This window comes from Mesorhizobium sp. M0227, from assembly GCF_040321855.1.
Classification (GTDB): domain Bacteria; phylum Pseudomonadota; class Alphaproteobacteria; order Rhizobiales; family Rhizobiaceae; genus Mesorhizobium.
The window spans coordinates 49,699-65,525 of sequence record NZ_JAMYSJ010000015.1 but is presented as its reverse complement, the minus strand read 5'-3'; the positions used below and the strand labels follow the sequence as shown (position 1 = coordinate 65,525).

Genomic DNA, 15,827 nt, shown 5'->3' with positions numbered 1-15,827 from the left:
ACTGAAGTAGCTAAAGTCCAACAGGCGTGACGGTGTAACCGGCCTTGCGGAAGTCCTCGACGAGGCCTTCGGGGCCGGGAAGGTGGAGGGCGCCGACCGCCATGAAGACGTTGCCCCTGGCAAGGATCGGTTCGGCATGCTCGACCATCACCTTGTTGCGGCTGGTGATCATGGTTTCCTCGAACGCCGCATAGCCCGCGGGGTCGTCCGTGCCATCCGGCATGGCCACGCGAAACAGCGGCCAGAACATGCCGGTGTCGCCGCGCTGGTAGAGCACGATCATGGTTTCGTTGATGTCGTTGATCTTATCGCCGAGCTTCAGCGTGTCGACGAGACCCTTCATGTGAAACGCCAGCGGCAGCGAGGCCATGGCTCGCAGCTGGCTTTCAGCCGTCTCCAATCCTTCCACCGGCTTGCCGGAAGCCTTTGCACCCTCGGCCAGCTTGACGTCGAGCACCGGTGCGCCGCCGGACTGGCGGGCCAGCTCGCAGGCCGGCAGTGCGATCATGGCCGAGAGCATCCACGGCTTCATCTTGGCAACCGTAGCCGGAGGAATGCCGCGTGCGTCGAGCGCGGCGTTCATGGCCGCCGCATCGTCGGGCGACAGCAGCGACGCCAGCGTCGTCGAATCGGTGAACATCATCAGGTCCGGCTCCTGGAGCATCGCGACCATCATCTTCTGCTTGTCGAGCACGTCGGTGGTTTCGATGACGATGGTGCCGGCGGCGTCATAGGCTTTCTGCGCGTCGGGAGGCAGCGTGGTGACGCGCGGGTCGGTCATATGCATGGTGCCGAACAGGAAGGACGGCTTTTCGCCGGGCTTTTCCAGCCTCCACAACAGGCCCTTGCCGTTCGGTGTCGCTGCGGCTTCCGCTTCGATCTTGCGGTAGGTCGCCGGATCGTTCTTCTGCAAGGCCGACAGCATGTCGGCGCCGGTGCAGGTCGGGATTCCGGCATGCGCGTTGCCGGCCGCGAACAGCAGCACGGCGAGGAACGACAGGAAGAACAAAACATTGAGCGCGACGAGCAGCTTCAGCGACACGGAAGCTGCACGGTCGGCGATGGCGATGACGCGTTTCATGGTTCTGTCTTCATGTTTGACCATGATCTTTTCCGAAAACCGGGTCCCACTTTTCGGGATCATGGTCAGTTCTAGAACCGAAAAGCGGCAAAACGGTTAATTGGTACTGCGAAATTGAAGGGTTCATGCCCGTGGATGGGCTGATTCGTAAATCTCGAGCAGCCTCGCGGTGTCGACGCCGGTGTAGATCTGCGTCGTCGACAGGCTGGCGTGGCCGAGCAGTTCCTGGATGGTGCGCAAATCGCCGCCGCTGCCGAGCAGATGCGTGGCGAAGGAATGGCGCAGCGCATGCGGCGTCGCGGTATCGGGCAGGTTGAGCGCCGAGCGCAGTTTGGCCATGTCGCGCTGGACGATGGCCGGGTTGAGCGGGCCGCCACGGGCGCCGCGAAACAGCAGGCCCTTGGGGTCGAGATGATAGGGGCAGAGCCTGCGGTATTCGGCGATTGCCCTGAGCGCCACCGGCAGCACCGGCACCAGTCGCGTCTTGCCGCCCTTGCCGGTGACGCGCAGCACCGTGTCGTCCGCCGACGCCAGATCGGCGCCCGCCAGACCGAGCGCCTCGGAAATGCGCAGGCCGGAGCCGTAGAGCAGTGTCAGCACAGCGGCGTTGCGGGCCGCGATCCAGGGTTCTTCCGCCAATTGGCCTTCGATGGAAACAATATGCTTGGCGTCGCTCGCCGTCAGCGGCTTGGGCAGCGATTTGGGCTGGCGCGGTGCGCGCAGGGCTGCCGCACCCGCCGCATTGGCAAGGCCGCGCCGCTCGAGGAAACGCAGCAGCGAGCGGATGCCGGCGAGACCCCGGCCCAGCGTGCGGGCACCGGCGCCGGCATTGCGCCGCGCCGCGAGGAAGCCGCGCAGGTCGGCCGGGCGCAGATCGGCGATGTCCGAAATCCCGGGTGAGCCGCCGCAATGGCCGGTGAGGAAATGCAGGAACTGGCGCGTGTCGCGCTCATAGGCTTCCACCGTCTCGGGCGACAGCCGACGTTCTCGCGCCAGCATCTTCAGCCAGCTTTCGCGTGCCGCCTGGAGATCGGGTTTGGCCGGGATCAGGAATTCCTGCATGGCGTGCTTTCGACCTTTGTTTCATGCATGCCCGGCCATTTTCCGGCAGCCGGGTTAGGAAGCGGTGAAGAGCGCGTCATTGAAATGACGATCGGGGAGCGTTAGAGCAAAGCCAAAGGATTTAGCGCCATGAGCAAGCCCCATAACCCTGTCCAGATGGCCGTGATCGGCGCCGCCCATGGCATCAAGGGCGAATTGCGGGTGAAGACCTTCACCGGTGAACCGCTGGCGCTGGCCAACTACGGCCCGCTCTACGCCCGTGACGGCCGCGCCTTCCAGATCATCGACATCAGGCCCGCCAACACCGTCGTCGTGGTCCGCTTCAAGGGCGTTGCCGACCGCAACGCGGCCGAGGCGCTGGCCGGCACGGAGCTGTTCGTCGACCGTTCGATGCTGCCGGACGACGGCGAGGAAGACGAGTTCTACCATGCCGACCTCGTCGGCCTCGAAGTCCGCGACGAGACGGGTGCCGCACTCGGCAAGATCGTCGCGGTGCACAATTTCGGCGGCGGCGACATTCTCGACGTGACGCTGGGCGGGCGCAAGGGCGTGCTGATCCCGTTCACACAGGCTGCCGTGCCGCAAGTGTCGATCGCCGAAGGCTTCGTCCGTGTCGACCCGGCGGCGGCCGGACTTGTCGAGGACGAGGATGGCGACGGCCCGCGAGAGGAAGACTTCGATCCGAAGGGCAGGCCGCGCGGACCGAGCGATGCCGGGGGCAACCGGTGAGTTTTTCCGCTTCGGTGCTGACGCTTTACCCCGAGATGTTTCCCGGCGCGCTCGGCCTGTCGTTGGCCGGCCGGGCGCTCGAGGCCGGCACGTGGTCGCTGGAGGCGATCCAGATCCGTGACTTCGCCACCGACCGCCATCGCACCGTCGACGACACGCCGGCTGGCGGCGGTGCCGGCATGGTGATGCGTGCCGATGTCCTGGCCAGGGCGATCGACCATGCTTCGCCGGAAGGCGACGCAAGGCCACGGCTGTTGATGAGCCCGCGCGGCAAACCGCTGACGCAGGCGCGCGTGCGCGAACTGGCCGCAGGGCCTGGCGCCGTCATCCTGTGCGGCCGCTTCGAAGGCGTCGACCAGCGGGTGATCGACGCGCGGGGATTAGAGGAAGTCTCGATCGGCGACTACATCCTCTCTGGCGGTGAGCCGGCAGCGCTTGTGCTGCTGGATGCCGTGGTGCGGCTGTTGCCCGGTGTGATGGGAAACGCCGTGTCGGGCGAGGAGGAGAGTTTCGAAAACGGCCTGCTTGAACATCCGCATTACACGCGGCCGCAGGAGTTCGAGGGACGCGAGATTCCCGATGTGCTGATTTCGGGCAATCATAAGAAGATCGCCGCATGGCGGCGGGCGCAGTCGGAAGCGCTGACGAAAGAGCGGCGTCCTGATTTGTTGGGCGCCGCCGCTCAGCCTTTCCAAAAGTAATAGAAAGCCAGAAACAGGCCGACGGCGACGACGAAGCCGCGCACCGCGTTTTGCGGCACGCGCTTGGCGATCCAGACGCCGGCATAGCCGCCGAGCGCGCCGCCCGGGATCATGATGATCGCCTGCGGCCAGGCGACGACGCCGCCCGAGACGAAGACGACGATCGCGACAGCGGCGATGACCATGGCCAGCATGTTCTTCAACGCGTTCAGCCGGTGGTAGTCGCCGGCTTGTGTCAGGCCGAGCGTCGCCAGCATCATCACGCCCATGCCGGCGCCGAAGAAGCCGCCATAGATGGCGGTGAGAAACTGCGCCAGGGAGCCGGCGAGCGAGCCCACCGCCGCTTCATGACCGGGCTTCGGCACTGGTTTCAGCCAGGGGCCGGCGGCGAACAGGGCCGTCGCGGCCAAGAGCAGCCACGGCACCAGAGCGCGAAACGAGGGATTGTCGAGCGCCAGTAGGATCAGCGCGCCGGCCAGCGCCCCGATCGCCGAGATCAGACAGAGCAGCAGCGCGCCGCGCCAGAAATGCCTGATATCGGCCGAATAGGCGAGCGTCGAGGTGATGTAGCCCGGAAATTGCGTCACCGAGGAGGTGGCGTTGGCGACGATCGGCGGCAGGCCGACCAACGTCATGGCGCCGAAGGTGATGAAGGTGCCGCCACCGGCGACCGCATTGGCGGCGCCTGACAGAAAGCCCGCCAGAAAGAGCAGGATGGCATCGAAGACAGACATGAATTGCGGCCGCTCAAACTGTGTTATTTCAGGCTTAGAAAGCCTGAACGACCGGCGCAACCCGGCACGGCAGGATTACGATGGTGCCATGCGAGCAGAAAATGCGCTGCCAAGGCGTGACAAAGCGGCGAAATAGCTGTATGTGCCCGCCCGTACCGGCCAGAAAGAATCTGCCGGACCCGTCAACAATGACGGTGTAGTCGCCCCTGCCTGATGTTTCAAAGACAAATGTCTTGGAGACAAAGGGCATAGCCAAGCGGTCAATGGAACTGCAAGGCGAGTGTCGGACGCTCTGACTGTCGGAAGAACAAGAAGTGGACTTTTGAGATGGATATTCTCCGTCAGCTCGAGGCCGAACAGGCCGCCAAGATCGAAGCCAAGCGCAAGCTTCCCGAATTCCAGCCCGGCGACACCGTGCGCGTCCAGGTCCGCGTGACCGAAGGCACCCGCACCCGCGTCCAGGCCTATGAGGGCGTCGTCATCGCCCGCGCAGGCGCCGGCTTCCAGGAGAACTTCACGGTTCGCAAGATTTCCTACGGCGAAGGCGTCGAGCGCGTGTTCCCGGTCTACTCGCCGATGGTTGAAGGCGTTGAAATCGTTCGCCGCGGCAAGGTGCGTCGCGCCAAGCTCTACTACCTGCGCGATCGTCGCGGCAAATCGGCCCGTATTTCGGAAAACACCGGCGTGCGCGCCCGCAAGCTGAACGACGAGGAGCGCGATGCTCTGAACGCCGAGAAGGCCCGCATCGAGGCCGAGAAGGTGGCAGCCGCCGAGGCCCTGGCCGTCGAGAAGGCCGCTCAGGACGCCGCCGAGAAGAAGGCCGCCGCCGAGGCAGCTGAAGCCGCAAAGGCAGCCGAAGCAGCCACCGCCGAATAAGTTTTCCGACGAGCAAGTTTGAAAAGGCGGCTTCGGCCGCCTTTTTCGTTTCCGGGGGGCTGGCTGGCGGGAAAGTCGGCGGTTGACTCGATTTACATCGTGTACTAAACAATCGTACGCGATTTAAATGGAGAAATGAAATGCCTGCATTGTATTCTACCCAAGCCCGCGCCGTCGGCGGCCGTGCCGGCCATGTCCAGAGCGACGATGGCTTGCTCAGCCTCGATCTTGCCATGCCCAAGGAGCTTGGCGGCAAAGGTGGCGCCACCAATCCCGAACAGCTTTTCGCCGCCGGCTATGCCGCCTGCTTCGAAAGCGCCATGCGCTTCATCGCCGGCAAGCAGAAACTGCCGCTGCAGGATGCCTCGGTGACGGCAAATGTCAGCCTGCACAGCAATGCGCAGGGCGGATTTGTGCTCGGCGTTTCGCTGGCAGCGGAAACAAAAGGTCTTGATCAGGCGGCGGCGGAAGCGCTTGTATCGGCGGCGCACCAGGTTTGCCCCTATTCCAACGCCATCAAGGGCAACATCGAGGTGGCGCTTTCGGCTAAGGCGCTTCCGGCAAAGGCAGCATGAACACAAAACAGACGGACGATACCACGCAGGCCTCGGCGGATTTCGCCGGGGTGCCGAAACTCGACGAACAGATCTGCTTCGCCCTCTATTCGGCTAGCGGGCTGATGACACGGCTCTACCGGCCGTTGCTCGAACCGCTCGGCCTCACCTATCCGCAATATCTGGCGATGATGGCGCTGTGGGAGCGAGCGCCACGCACGGTGGGTGGACTCGGCGAGGTGCTGGGTCTCGATTCGGCGACGCTGACACCCCTGCTCAAACGGCTGGAGGCGGGCGGCTTCATCACCCGCCGGCGCGACGCTGCCGACGAGCGCCGGGTGCTTCTGGAGCTGACAGCCAAGGGACAGTCGCTACGCGGGCCCGCCAAAGACGTTGCTGTCCAGATACTCTGCCAATTTCCCCGCCTCAGCGCGGTCGAACTGGATGGCCTGCACCGCATCCTGGCCAAGCTCATTGCTGGGCTGCGCGAGACGGACGCCAAGGCACCGGCGGCTGACTGACCGCCGGCCAAGGCACGGATCTCCCGGAATCTTCCGATCGAGAGCATTGGAATCCGATTTCGCCCCAGGCGACACGGCAGAGCGTCTTGCATGACGCTTGCGGAAAGCTAAAGTCGGCGCCGGATTTTCCTGCAAGCCCGGCCATGCCCGGGTCATCAATTCCCGGGGAGTGTGTCATGACCAAATCGAAACTGCTGCTGGCGGGCCTGCTTGCCCTCGTCCTGGCACCCGTTGCCGCCTTCGCGCAGGCGCTGCCCGACCTCGGCGGCAAGAAGGTGGTGGTTGTGACCGAAAACGCCTATCCGCCGCTGCAGTTCATCGATGCCAAGACCGGCAAACAGATCGGCTGGGAATATGACGCGATGAACGAGATCGCCAAGCGGCTCAATTTCACGGTCGAGTACCAGAACACTTCCTGGGACGCGATGATCCAGGCGGTTTCCGACAACCAGTACAACATTGGCATGACCGGCATCACCATCAAGGACGACCGCAAGGAGAAGGTCGATTTCTCCGACCCCTATATGCGCTCGGAACAGTTCATGCTGGTGCGCGGCGATGAGAGCCGCTTCACCGACGCCAAGACCTTCGGCGCCTTCAAGGACGGGCTGGTCGGCGCGCAGGCCGGCACCACGCCCTTCTATACCGCCGTGTACAGCGTGCTCGACGGCAATGAGCAGAACCCGCGCATCAAACTGTTCGAGACGTTCGGCGCGACCGTGCAGGCACTGAAATCAGGCGACGTCGATGTTGTTTTGACCGATGGCACCGCCGGCAAAGGCTATGTCGACGCCTCCGAGGGCAAATTGAAGCTGATCGGCGGGCCGCTCGGTACCGAGGATTTTGGGTTTATCTTTCCGAAGGGTTCGGACCTGGTGAAGCCGGTCAACGCGGCCATCGCGGCGTTGAAGGCTGACGGGACGCTGGATGCACTGAACAAGAAATGGTTTCTTGATTACAAGATGGGGCAGTAGTTCGCTGAACCTCACGCAGACACGGCGCTTGAACACCCCCCTCTGCCCTGCCGGGCATCTCCCCCGCAAGGGGGGAGATCAGCTGTCCGCCCTGCCTTCGCGTACCTCCAGCATTGAAGAAAAGGCGCGGGCATTGAAGCTGCCAATCTCCCTCCTTGCGGGGGAGATGGCCGGCAGGCCAGAGGGGGGTGCCTTGGCGCAATCCTTCTGATGCAGGTCCCTTGCTCTTCCTCCAAAGCCGACTTCCCCTGGTGGCTCGTCGTTGCCGTAACCCTCGCCATCGCGGTGGCCGTCTTCGTCGCCACCAGCAACCTCTATACCCAGGTGTTTGCCACGGTCGCCAAGGGCATCGGCGTCACCATCTTCGTCACCGTGATTGCCTTCGTGCTGGCTTCGGCCATGGGTCTCGGCATCGCGCTGATGGGAATGTCCGGCTCGCGCTGGCTGCGCCAGATCGCGCGCTTTTATGTCGAGATCATCCGCGGCGTGCCGATCCTGGTGCTTCTGTTCTGGATCGCCTTTGCCGGTGCACCGGCCTTCGTCGCGGCTTGGAACGCGCTGACCGCGCCGCTGCAAAGTGCCGGCCTGTTCGGCGAGCTTTTGGTGCGCGACGTGTCGCTGCTCTGGCGCGCCATCATGGCGCTGACCATCGGCTATTCGGCTTTCATCTCGGAGGTTTTCCGGGCCGGCATCCAGTCGGTGGAGAAGGGCCAGATCGAGGCGGCGAAGGCGCTTGGGCTGACCCGCGCTCAGCGCTTCCGGCTGATCGTGTTCCCACAGGCGATCCGCACCATCCTGCCGCCGCTCGGCAATGATTTCGTCGCTTTGGTCAAAGATTCCTCGCTGGTCTCGGTGCTCGGCGTTGCCGACATCACGCAGATGGGCAAGGTCTACGCCGCCGGCTCCTTTCGCTTCTTCGAGACCTATTCGATAACGGCCTATATCTATCTCATCCTGACCGTCGGCCTGTCGCTGGCGCTTAGGACGCTGGAGCGGCGGCTGCGCCGCCAGCACGAGGAATAGTTTTTCGGCGAAGACAGCATTACGATCCCCGAGCATTCCCTTTGAGGAGGTCCCATGATCGTCGACAAAGCCAATGCGGCGCTGGATTCCGTCTACACGGCCGACACGCCGGAAGCGCTTGAGGAGGCCTATGCCGCGTGGGCTGCGACCTATGACAGCGAGACCGCCTCGCTCGGCTACCTCCTGCCTTTCCTGATCACCGCCTGGGTGGCGCGCCATGTGCCGGCGGGCGATGGCCCCTTGCTCGATGCCGGCTGCGGCACCGGCCTGTCGGGACCGTCGCTGAAGGCGCTCGGTTACCGCGACATTGCGGGGCTGGACCTCTCGCACGATATGCTGAAGATCGCCGGCAGCCGCAATGCCTACAGCGAACTGAAGCAGGCAATGCTAGGCGACACGTTGCCATGGCCTGACGGCCACTTCCGCGCCTTCTTCTCGACCGGCGTGTTCACCATCAGCCATGCGCCGGCCTCTAGCCTGCACGAGTTGGTGCGCATCACCCGCAAGGGTGGCCATGCCATCTTCACCGTGCGTGACCAGGTGTTCGAAAGTGGCGGCTTTCAAGCCGTGTTCGATGAGCTGGAGCAAGCTGGGAAATGGCGACCGGTCGAGGAAAGCCCGTGGTTCCGCTGCTATGCGATCGCCGAGCCCGAAGCGCTGGTGAGGACGTTTGTGTTTGAAGTGATCTGAGCGGAGAGGTTTGGATTCTGCGAAGACACGCCGCAATTGCCGAAAACCCAAAACATTGGTATGAGCCACGCCATGGAAGAGCTTTTTGGCGATCCGGCCTACAAGGGGTTCGTGCTGCAGGACAGGAAACGCCTGCCGTCGCGCTTTTCCGCGCGCGTGTCCGGGGCGCTGACCAGCCGACTACCCTAGGCCGACCTGTTCAGGTCGTTTTCGCCGGGCCGCAAGTCAGGCGTCTGCTCTTTCCCATTCTCATATCGACGGATTTACGCACATGAGCGCACCGCGCACCCTCTACGACAAGATTTTCGACGACCATGTCGTCGACCGCCAGGACGACGGCACCTGCCTGCTCTATATCGACCGCCACCTGGTCCATGAAGTGACCAGCCCGCAGGCCTTCGAAGGCCTGCGCATGACCGGCCGTAAAGTCCGACATCCGGAAAAGACGCTGGCCGTGGTCGATCACAATGTCTCGACCTCACCCGAGCGCAAGTTCGGCATCAAGAACGAGGAAAGCCGTATCCAGGTCGAGGCGCTGGCCAAGAACGCCAGGGATTTCGGCGTCGAATATTATTCCGAGAATGATATTCGCCAGGGCATCGTCCACATCATCGGTCCGGAGCAGGGCTTTACTCTGCCCGGCATGACCATCGTCTGCGGCGACAGCCACACCTCGACGCATGGCGCTTTCGGCGCGCTGGCGCATGGCATCGGCACGTCCGAGGTCGAGCATGTTCTGGCGACACAGACGCTGATCCAGCGCAAGGCCAAGAACATGCTCGTGCGTGTCGACGGCCAGCTGCCGCAGGGCGTCACCGCCAAGGACATCATCCTGGCCATCATCGGCGAGATCGGCACCGCCGGCGGCACTGGCTATGTCATCGAATACGCCGGCGAGGCGATCCGTGCGCTGTCGATGGAAGGCCGCATGACGATCTGCAACATGTCGATCGAAGGCGGTGCGCGCGCCGGCCTTATCGCCGCCGACGAGACGACCTTCGCCTATGTCAAGGACAAGCCTCGCGCGCCGAAGGGCGCGTCCTGGGATGCGGCACTCGAATACTGGAAGACGCTGCAGTCCGACGAGGGCGCGCATTTCGACAAGGTGATCGTGCTCGACGCGGCCAAGCTGCCGCCGATCGTCTCCTGGGGCTCCTCGCCCGAGGATGTGGTGTCGGTGCAAGGCATCGTGCCGAACCCGGACGACATCGCCGATGAAAACAAGCGCACCTCCAAGCAGCGCGCGCTCGACTATATGGGTCTGACGCCGGGCACCAAGATCACCGACATCACGCTCGATCGCGTCTTCATCGGTTCCTGCACCAATGGCCGCATCGAAGATCTGCGCGCCGTCGCCAAGGTGGTCGAAGGCAAGACGGTCAGCCCGCATGTCGACGCGATGATCGTGCCGGGCTCCGGACTGGTCAAGGAACAGGCGGAAGCCGAAGGCCTCGACAAGATCTTTGTCGCCGCCGGTTTCGACTGGCGCGAGCCGGGCTGTTCGATGTGCCTGGCCATGAACGACGACCGGCTGAAGCCGCATGAACGCTGCGCCTCGACCTCGAACCGCAATTTCGAGGGCCGGCAAGGGTTCAAGGGCCGCACCCATCTGGTGTCGCCGGCGATGGCGGCCGCGGCGGCGATCGCCGGCCACTTCGTCGACATCCGGGAGTGGAAGTAACCCGGATTTGAACAGAACCCGAGCCGCGCCCGGCTCGGGTCAGCTCTTTCCGTCGCGGCGGACGAGTTCGTGGAACTCCTCGCGGCGTCCCGGCTGTTCGGCGGCGACCACAAGCGCAAGCTGTTGTTCCTCGAAGAGCTTGAACCATTCGTCCCATTCGACGAGTTCATAGCCTCCCGCATTGAGCGGCCGTTCAGGCTGGTCCTGATCCTGATAGGCGTGCTGGCCGAAGACCAGCCTCAACATGGGCTGCGTCCCCGCCTCCGGCGATATGTCGACGATTGCGGGAAAGCCGGCGCGCCCGGCAGCCCATGAGCGGATCGCGTCGTGGTCGGTCAGTGTGATTGTGTCGGCCATGGGTCGCTCCAGATTGTGAACGGAGGAACGCTGGCTGGGGTCTGCGGTTCCCTGACATTATTTTGAGGCGGCGGTCCTGCTTGCCGCATGGCTTAACCGCTTGTTTGGGCTTGCCCTCTAAGCTCTTCCCTGACGTAAGCTAGGGGAAGTCACAGTCGGTTGGACACGGGTCTGCTCATTGCGCTGCTCAACCCGACGATCGCGCTGGCGCTCGGCGCGGCGTTCCTTGTGCTATGGTCCTATCAGCGCCACCGCCCCTATCTGGCCGTTCTGGCGATCAGCTACAGTCTCTCGGCGGCTGGCTTCCTGCTCCAGTATTTCACCTTGCCCATCGGGATGCCGCTGACCAAGCTTACGTCGAACATCTGCTTCACCATCGCTGCCTGCTGCCTGTCCAGCGCCGTCATCCACCGTTATGGCCGCAAGGTGCCCTCTGTGGGGATCGCCGTGTTGGCGGGCGGCGGCCTGGCGTCGTTATGCTGGTTCCTGTTCGTCGCGCCGGATCTCACCTGGCGCATCCTGGCGATGAATTTCGCATTCGGCGGTATCAGCCTTCTGGTTGCCGCCGAACTGCGCCCGGTACGCAACAACGGCCCGACCGAAAAAATCCTGTTCGTGCTGTCGCTGCTGTCGGGCGTCAATTTCTTCGTGCGCACCCTTGCCGTCGTCATCGCGCATGGGCCCTTCGCCAGCTATGACGGGTTCTATGGCTCGTCCTACTGGACGACGGCGCTGCTGTCGCACGCGCTGCTCTCGCTGCTCATCGCGCTGTGCCTGTTTTCCGCCGCGGCACTCGACGTGCTGAAGGCATTGAAGACCGAGACCTATACCGACCCCCTGTCGGGCCTGCTCAACCGGCGTGGCTTCGAGGAGCGAGGCATGCGGCTCTTGCAGCACTGCGCCTCGGCCCGGTTCCCGGTCGCGCTGGTGCTGGCCGACCTCGATCACTTCAAGGCGCTCAACGATGTGCATGGGCATGGGGCGGGCGATCGGGTGATCGCCGACTTCGCCGCCAAGCTTCGGTCGGCGGCCGGCGCGCGCGGTGTTGCCGGGCGTATCGGCGGCGAGGAATTCGCGGTGCTGCTGCCCCTCAGCGATCTTGCGGCGGCGCGGCTGTTCGCCGAAGCGGTGCGCACCGTCTATTCGGCCGGCCATGTCGACGGGCTTCCCCAGGGAACGAAGGTGACGGCAAGCTTCGGCGTGGCGGCCCGCAGCGGTGGCGAGGCGCTGGAGCCGCTGATGCGCCGTGCCGACGATGCGCTCTACAAAGCCAAGAAGAACGGCCGTGACAGTGTACGCCTGTCCTATGAGCGGCCGGAAACGGCGTTCCTGCCGGAGCCGCTCAAGACCGGCTGAATCTGTCCGGCCGGGACGGCGTTAACGTCTTCTTCGCCCGTCGATGATTAGCTGTCGGCGCGGGTGCGGGAGAACATGAGCGGCGCCAACTTCATCCTGTTGATCAATCTGTCGGTTGCCGGCCTGCTGGCGGCATCCTTCATGGCGGTCGCCTTCCACGATGTCGGCCGGGCGCCGGCGCGCTGGCTGGCATTTGGCTATCTGCTGGGCATGGCCTATTCGGCCATCGAATTCTCCATTCCCGCTTTTGCCGACGCGCGGCTCCCGGTCGTTGCCGCCTTCGCGGTCTTCCTTGGCGCCACCATTGCGTTCAATGGCGGGCTTGCCCGCAAATACGGCGTGGCGCCGCCCTGGAAGCCGATGCTGTTTTTCCTGTTGGCCACCACCATAGCCGTGTATTTCGTGCAGGACCTGCCTCGCCAGTCGCTCATCCGCATCATGGCTTACCAGCTTCCCTATGCGGTCATGCAGTTCGTCGGGCTGGCCATCGTCTGGTCATCGAGGCAAAAGCTTGACCGTCTCGATCGCATATTGATGGCCGTGCTGGCGGCGAGCGGCCTGCAGTTTGCCTCCAAGCCGTTCATCGCGCATGCGCTCGGCGGCTGGGGCGCCAATCCGCAGGCCTATCTGCAAAGCAACTACGCGCTGGTGTCGCAATCGCTCGGCACTGTCTTTGCGCTGGCGCTGGCGCTGCTGATGCTGGCCATCCTGGTTCGCGACGTGCTTGCCGAAGTGACGTCGAAGTCGGAGACGGACACGCTTTCGCGCCTGCTCAACCGCGGCGGCTTCACCCGCCATGCCGAGCTGGCGGTGCTTGGCGCGATGCGGCAAGGCGTGCCGGTCGCGCTGGTCATTGCCGACCTCGATCATTTCAAGAGCGTCAACGACAGTTTCGGCCATGCGTCAGGCGACCGGGTGATCGAGATTTTTGCAGGCTTCCTGCGCGAAGCCGCCGCCGCGCATCACGTTGCCGGCCGCATCGGCGGCGAGGAGTTCGCCATCATCCTGCCGGGAACCAACCTTGCCGCGGCGCGGCTGTTCGCCGAGGGCACGCGCAGCGCCTTTGGCGGGCTGCCCATCGACGGGCTGCCGGCTGACAACCGCTGCACCGCGAGCTTCGGCGTCGCCGAACTTCATCCGAGCGAAGACTTTGCCGATCTGATGCGGCGCGCCGACCAGGCGCTCTATCAGGCGAAGAATGCCGGGCGCGATTGCGTGCGCGTCTCCGCCGGGCCTGCCGGCAATTGGTCGTCAGCCGGAATGGAAGCCAGAGCAATTTCAGGAAAAGTGTGAAACGGTTTTCCCGGGAAAAGCGCATAGCGCTTTCCCTTGGAAATTGCGTCCAGACAAAGAGGCTAGCGGCAGGGGCTGAGCTCGGGCATCTCGCCGTCGGAGAGACCGTACATATAGGAGCGGCCCTTCACCAGCACCGGCGGCCGGTAGCAATCGCTGTATCCGCTGATCTCGTCGGCTTCGTTCTCGTAGATCACCTTGGGCTGGCCGGCGCTGGTGTAGTCGGATAGCTGCTTGGCCAGCCTGCCTTCGCCGACGATAATGCGCTTGTAGCCGGCGGCGCTGTCGACGACGAGGTTGCCGAAGGAATCAGCGTAGACACGATCCTGATGCCGGGCGCCGGCGAGCGCTGGCGCTGCAAGGCCAACGACCGAGGCCGCCACGATGAGCGCCGCAAAGCGCGATCTGCCCGAATTCGAACGCATGGCGTCCTCCGTGTCTTGAGGGAAAGCCTCCTCGAATCAGAAATTAACGTTTTCTTAACCTTTGTTAAGAGGCCGGTGCGTTTGGCGGCGATGTCTCGGTAAACATGGTTAATATCCGTTAATATCCGACTGGATGGAAAACCCGGTGGCCATCATTCGGCCATGCTCGGCCGCACCATCGCGGCGGCGTCCGCCCCGGCGTCGCGACGACGTTGATCTGGACAAAGCATCGCGGCTGGTTTGCCGCGCGGGAGGACAGCATATGGCGCTACGCCGGCCGATTTGGGTGTCCGTTTTCCCGTTGCTCGGTGTCGTCGCTGCCTGTGTGCCGCAGGACAGCGCGCCGAAGCCGGCCAATACCGTCGTCGTCTCACCTGCACCGGCTCAGCAGTCCGTCGAAGCCGCGGCGCCTCCGGCAGCTGCAATCAAGATCATCACCGACCTTACCGCGCCGCGATCCGGCATAGGCGCGGCCACCTACAGATGCGGCAACAACGGTATCATTTCCATCCAAAATCTTGGCACGTCGTTGCGTGTGGTCGGGTCCGACGGCGCGACCGAGGAGTTTGCGGCGTCGCCCGCCAACCAGACCAGCCGCTACCAGACGGCCACGCATGACGCAATCGTGATCGACGGACGCGAGGCGCTGGTGATGAAGAAGGGGTCGACGCCGCAGACCTGCAAACGCTAGCGCCAATCTCAACATCGCTGGGCCCTTGGGCCAGACATGTTGCACTGCAGCGATATCGAGCCGGCTTCAGGCCTCCCGGCCTAATCGATTGAAGCTCAAGCAGGCCTTTTAGTCAGACTAAATTACGTTTTCGAAACGGTTTTCTGGCTTTGACGCGGTGCAAAAAGAGCATTAGAAACCGGCTGTCCGAAGTCGCAACCGGAAGCGGCAATGCCGCATTTCCACCTGAGGCTCCAGAGAGACGCCGAACTGGGGGAGCCATGAGCAAATCACCAGCCACCCGCGAATTTGTCAGACGTGAACGGCCGATTTCGCCGCACCTCACCGTGTACCGGCCACCGATCACCATGACGATGTCGATCATTCACCGCATCACCGGTGGCGCGCTGTATTTCGGCACGCTGCTGGTCGCCCTGTGGCTGATGGCGGCGGCAAGCTCGCAGGCGACGTTCGATTGGGCCAATTGGGCCTTCGGCACCTGGCTCGGCCGGCTCATCCTGTTCGGCTACACCTGGGCGCTGATGCACCATATGCTGGGTGGCGTGCGCCATCTGGTCTGGGACACCGGCGCGGGTCTGGAGAAGCATACCGCCTCGAAGATCGCCTGGGCGACGCTGGCCGGCTCGATCCTGCTCACCCTGCTGATCTGGATCGCCGGCACTATGGCGCGGGGAGCCTGATCATGAGCGGCAAAAACACCGACATGCGCACGCCGCTGGCGAGGGTCCGCGGCCTCGGCTCCGCCCGCGAAGGCACCGGGCATTTCTGGCGCCAACGCCTCACCGCGATCGCCAACATCCCGCTGATCCTGTTCTTCGTCGGCTTCCTGATCGCGCTCAACGGCGCCGACTACGCACATGTGCGGGCAGCTCTTGCCAACCCGTTCGTGGCGCTGGTGATGGCCCTGGTGCTCATCTCCGGGCTCATCCATATGCGGATCGGCATGCAGGTGATCATCGAGGATTACGTGCATGGCGAAGGCATGAAGCTGGCGCTGATCGCGCTCAATACATTTTTTCCCATAGCGGTCGGCGTCGCCTCGATCTTCGCCCTGCTCAAGCTGACATTCGGAGGCTGAG

At 63.7% G+C, this 15,827-nt stretch carries 19 protein-coding genes; 14 read left to right on the top strand and 5 right to left on the bottom strand.

Annotated elements, in window-relative coordinates; genetic code table 11:
• Positions 1 to 10: 10 nt before the first annotated feature.
• Positions 11 to 1,081 (bottom strand): TraB/GumN family protein, encoded by a 1,071-nt coding sequence (locus tag NKJ00_RS20620; RefSeq protein ID WP_352630989.1) that lies wholly within the window; start codon positions 1,079 to 1,081, stop codon positions 11 to 13.
• Positions 1,082 to 1,204: 123 nt separating this feature from the next.
• A complete protein-coding gene (locus tag NKJ00_RS20615; RefSeq protein ID WP_352630957.1) occupies positions 1,205 to 2,143 on the bottom strand; it encodes a tyrosine recombinase XerC in 939 nt (312 codons plus the stop codon).
• A 129-nt stretch (positions 2,144 to 2,272) separates the two neighbouring features.
• Here NKJ00_RS20615 and rimM point away from each other — a divergent pair, with 129 nt between their 5' ends.
• Entirely contained in the window at positions 2,273 to 2,872 is a 600-nt protein-coding gene (gene rimM, locus NKJ00_RS20610) for a ribosome maturation factor RimM (protein WP_352630954.1), read from the top strand.
• On the top strand, positions 2,869 to 3,573 hold the full coding sequence (trmD, locus tag NKJ00_RS20605) for a tRNA (guanosine(37)-N1)-methyltransferase TrmD (RefSeq protein WP_352555118.1): 705 nt from the start codon (positions 2,869 to 2,871) through the stop codon (positions 3,571 to 3,573). The genes rimM and trmD overlap by 4 nt, the downstream gene beginning before the upstream one ends.
• On the opposite strand, the gene NKJ00_RS20600 is transcribed toward trmD, so the two are convergent.
• The gene (locus NKJ00_RS20600) at positions 3,555 to 4,307 is read right to left on the bottom strand and encodes a sulfite exporter TauE/SafE family protein (protein ID WP_352555119.1); all 753 of its coding nucleotides are present in this window, start codon (positions 4,305 to 4,307) and stop codon (positions 3,555 to 3,557) included. The genes trmD and NKJ00_RS20600 overlap by 19 nt on opposite strands.
• A gap of 327 nt (positions 4,308 to 4,634) precedes the next feature.
• On the opposite strand from NKJ00_RS20600, the gene rplS reads away from it, so the two are divergent.
• The 7 genes from rplS to leuC all read left to right on the top strand — a co-directional run bounded on the left by rplS (position 4,635) and on the right by leuC (position 10,626).
• Positions 4,635 to 5,183, top strand: coding sequence for a 50S ribosomal protein L19 (gene rplS, locus NKJ00_RS20595; protein ID WP_023811269.1), 549 nt, complete (start codon positions 4,635 to 4,637; stop codon positions 5,181 to 5,183).
• A 140-nt stretch (positions 5,184 to 5,323) separates the two neighbouring features.
• Positions 5,324 to 5,758, top strand: coding sequence for an organic hydroperoxide resistance protein (locus NKJ00_RS20590; RefSeq protein ID WP_023811268.1), 435 nt, complete (start codon positions 5,324 to 5,326; stop codon positions 5,756 to 5,758).
• Positions 5,755 to 6,258 carry a MarR family winged helix-turn-helix transcriptional regulator gene (locus NKJ00_RS20585; protein ID WP_128304256.1) on the top strand — a complete coding sequence of 168 codons (504 nt, stop codon included), beginning with the start codon at positions 5,755 to 5,757 and terminating at the stop codon, positions 6,256 to 6,258. The genes NKJ00_RS20590 and NKJ00_RS20585 overlap by 4 nt, the downstream gene beginning before the upstream one ends.
• A 176-nt stretch (positions 6,259 to 6,434) precedes the next feature.
• On the top strand, positions 6,435 to 7,232 hold the full coding sequence (locus NKJ00_RS20580; RefSeq protein ID WP_128304255.1) for a transporter substrate-binding domain-containing protein: 798 nt from the start codon (positions 6,435 to 6,437) through the stop codon (positions 7,230 to 7,232).
• A 210-nt stretch (positions 7,233 to 7,442) separates the two neighbouring features.
• Positions 7,443 to 8,255, top strand: a complete 813-nt coding sequence (locus NKJ00_RS20575) for an amino acid ABC transporter permease (RefSeq protein ID WP_352555122.1) — start codon at positions 7,443 to 7,445, stop codon at positions 8,253 to 8,255.
• A gap of 54 nt (positions 8,256 to 8,309) precedes the next feature.
• Complete coding sequence (locus NKJ00_RS20570; RefSeq protein ID WP_352630950.1) at positions 8,310 to 8,945, top strand: class I SAM-dependent DNA methyltransferase; 636 nt, start codon at positions 8,310 to 8,312, stop codon at positions 8,943 to 8,945.
• 271 nt (positions 8,946 to 9,216) lie between these two features.
• Positions 9,217 to 10,626, top strand: a complete 1,410-nt coding sequence (leuC, locus tag NKJ00_RS20565; protein ID WP_127297674.1) for a 3-isopropylmalate dehydratase large subunit — start codon at positions 9,217 to 9,219, stop codon at positions 10,624 to 10,626.
• 39 nt (positions 10,627 to 10,665) lie between these two features.
• On the opposite strand, the gene NKJ00_RS20560 is transcribed toward leuC, so the two are convergent.
• The gene (locus NKJ00_RS20560; protein WP_127267369.1) at positions 10,666 to 10,983 is read right to left on the bottom strand and encodes a hypothetical protein; all 318 of its coding nucleotides are present in this window, start codon (positions 10,981 to 10,983) and stop codon (positions 10,666 to 10,668) included.
• Between the two features lie 159 nt (positions 10,984 to 11,142).
• Here NKJ00_RS20560 and NKJ00_RS20555 point away from each other — a divergent pair, with 159 nt between their 5' ends.
• Together NKJ00_RS20555 and NKJ00_RS20550 are read left to right on the top strand one after the other, a co-directional pair.
• The gene (locus NKJ00_RS20555) at positions 11,143 to 12,339 is read left to right on the top strand and encodes a GGDEF domain-containing protein (RefSeq protein ID WP_352613014.1); all 1,197 of its coding nucleotides are present in this window, start codon (positions 11,143 to 11,145) and stop codon (positions 12,337 to 12,339) included.
• A 75-nt stretch (positions 12,340 to 12,414) separates the two neighbouring features.
• Positions 12,415 to 13,632, top strand: a complete 1,218-nt coding sequence (locus NKJ00_RS20550; RefSeq protein WP_352613012.1) for a GGDEF domain-containing protein — start codon at positions 12,415 to 12,417, stop codon at positions 13,630 to 13,632.
• A gap of 62 nt (positions 13,633 to 13,694) precedes the next feature.
• Here the strand turns inward: NKJ00_RS20550 and NKJ00_RS20545 are convergent, their stop codons facing one another.
• The gene (locus NKJ00_RS20545; RefSeq protein ID WP_352613011.1) at positions 13,695 to 14,057 is read right to left on the bottom strand and encodes a hypothetical protein; all 363 of its coding nucleotides are present in this window, start codon (positions 14,055 to 14,057) and stop codon (positions 13,695 to 13,697) included.
• Positions 14,058 to 14,319: 262 nt separating this feature from the next.
• Here NKJ00_RS20545 and NKJ00_RS20540 point away from each other — a divergent pair, with 262 nt between their 5' ends.
• From NKJ00_RS20540 to sdhD, 3 genes are all read left to right on the top strand, one after another.
• Positions 14,320 to 14,748 (top strand): hypothetical protein, encoded by a 429-nt coding sequence (locus NKJ00_RS20540; protein ID WP_352613009.1) that lies wholly within the window; start codon positions 14,320 to 14,322, stop codon positions 14,746 to 14,748.
• A gap of 260 nt (positions 14,749 to 15,008) precedes the next feature.
• Entirely contained in the window at positions 15,009 to 15,428 is a 420-nt protein-coding gene (sdhC, locus tag NKJ00_RS20535; RefSeq protein ID WP_128304249.1) for a succinate dehydrogenase, cytochrome b556 subunit, read from the top strand.
• 2 nt (positions 15,429 to 15,430) lie between these two features.
• A complete protein-coding gene (gene sdhD, locus NKJ00_RS20530; protein WP_352613007.1) occupies positions 15,431 to 15,826 on the top strand; it encodes a succinate dehydrogenase, hydrophobic membrane anchor protein in 396 nt (131 codons plus the stop codon).
• Position 15,827 lies beyond the last annotated feature (1 nt).